The 4,277-nt window shown below is 74.2% G+C and carries 5 protein-coding genes; 1 reads left to right on the top strand and 4 read right to left on the bottom strand.

Annotated features, from left to right (window positions below):
- Positions 1 to 77 precede the first annotated feature (77 nt).
- The 4 genes from AB0I76_RS23540 to AB0I76_RS23525 form a co-directional block, all read right to left on the bottom strand.
- Positions 78 to 866 carry a hypothetical protein gene (locus AB0I76_RS23540; RefSeq protein WP_357039272.1) on the bottom strand — a complete coding sequence of 263 codons (789 nt, stop codon included), beginning with the start codon at positions 864 to 866 and terminating at the stop codon, positions 78 to 80.
- A gap of 65 nt (positions 867 to 931) precedes the next feature.
- A complete protein-coding gene (gene cutA / locus AB0I76_RS23535; protein WP_357039269.1) occupies positions 932 to 1,252 on the bottom strand; it encodes a divalent-cation tolerance protein CutA in 321 nt (106 codons plus the stop codon).
- A gap of 9 nt (positions 1,253 to 1,261) precedes the next feature.
- On the bottom strand, positions 1,262 to 2,278 hold the full coding sequence (locus AB0I76_RS23530; protein ID WP_357039266.1) for a 1-acyl-sn-glycerol-3-phosphate acyltransferase: 1,017 nt from the start codon (positions 2,276 to 2,278) through the stop codon (positions 1,262 to 1,264).
- Positions 2,278 to 3,108 (bottom strand): patatin-like phospholipase family protein, encoded by an 831-nt coding sequence (locus AB0I76_RS23525; RefSeq protein WP_357039263.1) that lies wholly within the window; start codon positions 3,106 to 3,108, stop codon positions 2,278 to 2,280. The genes AB0I76_RS23530 and AB0I76_RS23525 overlap by 1 nt, the downstream gene beginning before the upstream one ends.
- Positions 3,109 to 3,229: 121 nt before the next feature.
- Here AB0I76_RS23525 and AB0I76_RS23520 point away from each other — a divergent pair.
- A partial coding sequence (locus AB0I76_RS23520; RefSeq protein ID WP_357039260.1) for a serine/threonine-protein kinase occupies positions 3,230 to 4,277 on the top strand: 1,048 nt, incomplete at its 3' end.

The following is a 4,277-nucleotide window of genomic DNA, read 5'->3' as shown; positions in this document are numbered from 1 at the left end:
ATAGGTATGGGACCGAGTAGGCCTATAGGTGTTAGCAATGCAGGTATGTCCGTTTCGGCTCCTGCCCGACTAACGTCCTACAGCGCCCAGCCGTCCGCCCCCGGCCGTGCCTCGATGACGAGCAGCAGCGGTACCGGCTGCACCAGAAGCAGCCCGGCGAACCACGGTCCGGTCAGCCCGCTGAGCCGGGCGTACCCGACGGCGACCGCCGCGCTGGCCCCCCCGACCAGCGCGGCGTACCTCGTGCCGGACCAACCGGCCACCCCGGCCAGGTCCACCGTCCAGGCGGCGTACCCGTCCAGGAGCACCAGGAGCAGACCCACCGCCGCGACGGTCTCCGCGGTGCCCCGCAGGCCCCGCCGCGCCAGCGGCAGCGGGACCGCCAGGGCGAGGGCGGTGAGGGCGGCCAGGATCAGCGCCCGTCCGGCGATCCCGACACTGGCCCACGCGACCGCGGTGAAGACCACCGCGGCGGTGCCGAGCAGCAGTCCACCGAGGACGAACAGCACGCCCTGCACCGTGCGGGTCGACGTCTCCGCCTCGCCGGGCCGCGCCGGAAGGATCTCCGGCGCCGGAAGCACCGGCGGCCGTCCCACCGCCGGGGCCGGACGGACCGGCGCCGGGAACTCCGCCCGAATCGCGGCCGCCACCTCCGCACGCCGCCGCCGGGCCGTCCCGAGCCGCTCGGTGACCTCGTGGTACGCCTGACGCGCCCGCTCGGCTTCCGCGCCGAGCGCGACGATCTCCCGGTCGAGCCGGAACACCTCGGCCGCTGGCGGGTACGGCGGGCGGCCGCAGCCGGAGCAGCCGGTGCCGAGATCGGCCGGTGCGCCGCAGGCGGGGCAGGGGTAGGCGGAGTTCTCCACGCGGCCATCCTCGACCTCCGGAGATCACCGGACCAGAGTGCGCGTACCTAGCCGGGACTGGCCGGTCAGGGACGGGTGTGGTCGTGCACCCATGCGGTGTAGTCGGGATTGCCGCTCTCCACCCGGGTCACCAGGATCTCCGGCACCTCGTACGGGTGGCTGGCCCGGATCTGCTCCATCAGGGCGGTGACCCGGTCCGGTGCGGTCTTGAAGCGCACCTCCCACTCGCTGCTGGTCTCCACGTTCGACCGCCACCAGTAGGTGCTGTCCACCGTGCCGCCCACCTGGGCGCAGGCGGCAAGCCGGCCGGCGACCGCCGCGGCCGCCAGGACGTCGGCCACCGACCGCGCGTCCACCACCGTCGTCACGACGCAGATCTGATCCACCTTCGCACCCTACGCGGTGCCGTCGCGATTGGCCGCGATCCACTCGTCGATCCGGCTCCACCAGTCGAAGAGCCAGTCGATGCGTTCCTGCCGGCCGGTCGGGACGTTCTCCGGAGGTACGGACCAGAACCGCATGATGATCCGCTTGTCCATCGGCAGTTCGCGCCACACGTCGGCCACCGTGAGCAGCCGGTCCAGCCCGGTGTGGGCCACGAAGACGACACCGGCGTCCGGTGCCGCGTCCAGGGCCGCGAGCAGCCCGCCGGGCTGCGGGGCGAGCACGTGCTGCATCCGTTCCGCGCGCAGAGCCATGCGTTCCAGGCCGAGGGAGCGCAGCCGGGCGATGGCCCGCAGGCGGCGCTTCGGGGTGAAGTTGCCGCCCTCCGGGAAGATCACGAACGCGTCGTCGTCGTCCAGACCGGTGGCGAGGTGTCCGATCTGCTCGGTCGCGGAGCCCCGGCCATCCGGGCCCGGCGCGAGGAAGCGGGTCGGCAGCCGGTTGAGCAGCACGTCGATCGCCGGGTCCCACTGGAGGCTGTCCTTGAGGACGATCCGGGGCTCCCGCCGGAACCAGTTGACCAGCGCGTGGATCAGGATGAAGGAGTCACCCGGGCCGGCGTGCCGGCAGAGCACGAGCTCCGGCCGGCCGGGCAGGGCGGTGTCCGGGTCGGTGCCGACCACGTCGATGCTCAGCCGCAGCGTCCACCGGGCCTGCCAGAACAGCACCCGCAGGAACCAGCCGGCCAGCACGTAGTGGGCGCGCTGGAAGGCCGGTGCCCGCACCCGCCAGCCGAAGCCGGAGCCGACCCAGAGTGCGAAGAGCGCGAGCAGCGCTGCCGCGTCCCAGATCAGGTAGACGGCACCCACCCACACCACGCGCAGGGGCCGCAGGCGGCCGGGCACGAACGGTGAGGCGGCCAACGCCAGCAGCGCCCACACCGGGACCGTGGTCACCACCGTCACCGCGAGCAGCACCACGCCGGGCGCGAGCAGCAGCCGGCGCAGCCACCGTGGGGGCAGCGGCATCAGCGTTCCAGCTGCGCCAGGTAGCGCCGGGAGGCCGTGTAGGCGCGGCTGATCCGCCGCCCCACCGCGGCCATGTCCCGGTACGCCCAGGGCGTGTCGTCGCGCGGCTCCAGCCCGCCGGTCGGCAGCACGTGCACCTCCACGCCGTCGGGCAGCGCCGCCATCTCGCGCGCGAACCGGTGCCGGCGGGCGATCTCGAACGCGACCTGGGCGATCTCCCAGGGCCGCTTGGGCGGGCTCAGCGCCCGCTCGATCCGACCCACCTGGAGGACGAAGATGCGCCCGGCGCCCACGGCGACCGCCTCGCCGATGGGGATGGAGTTGACGATGCCGCCGTCGATGTAGTGATTGTCGCCGATCCGGGCCGGCGGCAGCAGCCCCGGCACGGAGGCGCTGGCCAGCACGGCCGGCACCACCGGCCCGGTGTCGAACCAGTGCTCGGCGGCCCGCTCGATGTTCGCCGCACAGCAGCGGAAGGGCACCCGCAGGTCGGCGAAGGTGGTCTCCGCGCCCAGCTCGCCCTCCAGCAGCTTGCGCAGGGGGCGGGGCGAGTGCAGGTGGGTACGGGCGGCGAACCGGCGCACCTGCCGGGCGACCGAGTCGCCGTACACCTCGCTCGCCTCCGGTGAGGCCCAGAGCCGCACCAGCCGGTCGGTGACCGCCTCGGACGGGTCGGCGGCGACCAGCGCGCCGTTGACCGCGCCGATGGACGTGCCGATCACCAGGTCGGGCTGGATCCCGGCGCGGAACAGGGCACGCAGCATGCCCACCTCGACCGCCCCGAGGACGCCTCCACCTCCGAGCACGAACGCCACCGGTCCCCGCGACATGGCGTCAATCCTGGCACGCCCGCGCTGCCCGGCCGCCGCAGGTGGGGGGCGGGGCCGTTGACACGACGGAAACGGTCCCGCAACCTGATAGCGCTCCCACCCCCCGAGGCAGGTGCGAAACGTGAAGCCAGCGCTGCGTCCCGGCCGGTTGCTGGCCGACCGATACCGGCTCGTCGACCAGATCGGCGCGGGCGGAATGTCGGTGATCTGGCGTGCCCGTGACGAGGTGCTGGACCGCAGCGTGGCGGTGAAGGTGCTCGCGCCGTCGCTCGCGGCGGACGCCCGGTTCCGGGACATGGTCCGCTCCGAGGCCCGGTCGGCCGCCAAACTGGTCCATCCGCACGTGACGTCGGTACACGACTACGGCGAGACGGTCGCCCCGGACGGCACGATCATGTCGTTCGTCGTGATGGAGCTGCTGGCCGGCGAGGAGCTGGAGCTGCGACTCACCGAGGGTCCGCTGCCCTGGCCGGAGGCGGTACGGATCGGCGCGCAGGTGGCCGACGCGCTGGCCGCCGCGCACCGGCTCGGCATCGTGCACCGGGACATCACCCCGTCCAACGTGATGATGACGCCGGCCGGCGCCAAGGTGCTCGACTTCGGCATCGCCACCCGGATCGGCGCGCCGGACGAGGACGAGGACGGCGAGACCTTCGGCACCCCGGCGTACGTGGCACCGGAACGGCTCGACGGTGCGCCGGCGCAGCCCGCCACCGACGTCTACTCGCTGGGCGTGCTGCTGCACGAGGCGCTCACCGGGCGGGTGCCGTACCCGGCGGACACCTGGGAGCAGCTCAGCGCCGCGCTGGCCGACGGCGGCCCACCGACTCGGGTCGAGGTGCCGGGCCTGCCGCCGGAGGTCGCCGACGTCTGCCTGCGCTGCCTGTCCCGGAATCCGGCCGAACGCCCCACCGCCCGTCAGGTCGCCGCCGCGCTGACCCCGACCCCGACGGCGGTGGCCGGAGACGGAACGCCGGCCGGGATCGGGTCCACGGCCGGGATCCGGTCCACGGTCGCAGACGTGACACCGGCCGGGGCGCCCGGTCCCCCGACGCGCCGCCGTTCCCGTCCGCCCCGGCCGGTCCTGGTCGTGCCGGTGGTGCTGGTGGTCGGCGCGGCGCTGCTGGCACCCGTCGTGTGGCGGGACGAGCCGCGCCCGGGCGACGCCC

It is taken from the genome of Micromonospora sp. NPDC049799 (assembly GCF_040656655.1).
Classification (GTDB): Bacteria; Actinomycetota; Actinomycetes; order Mycobacteriales; family Micromonosporaceae; genus Micromonospora.
Note: the sequence above shows the minus strand (reverse complement) of the source record. Positions and strands in the feature narration are given on the sequence as shown.

What these genes read in the sequence shown, in the direction of transcription:
- AB0I76_RS23530 (WP_357039266.1), bottom strand. Translation starts at nt 2,278, where the DNA reads ATGCCGCTGCCCCCACGGTGGCTGCGCCGGCTGCTGCTCGCGCCCGGC.
- AB0I76_RS23525 (WP_357039263.1), bottom strand. Translation starts at nt 3,108, where the DNA reads ATGTCGCGGGGACCGGTGGCGTTCGTGCTCGGAGGTGGAGGCGTCCTC.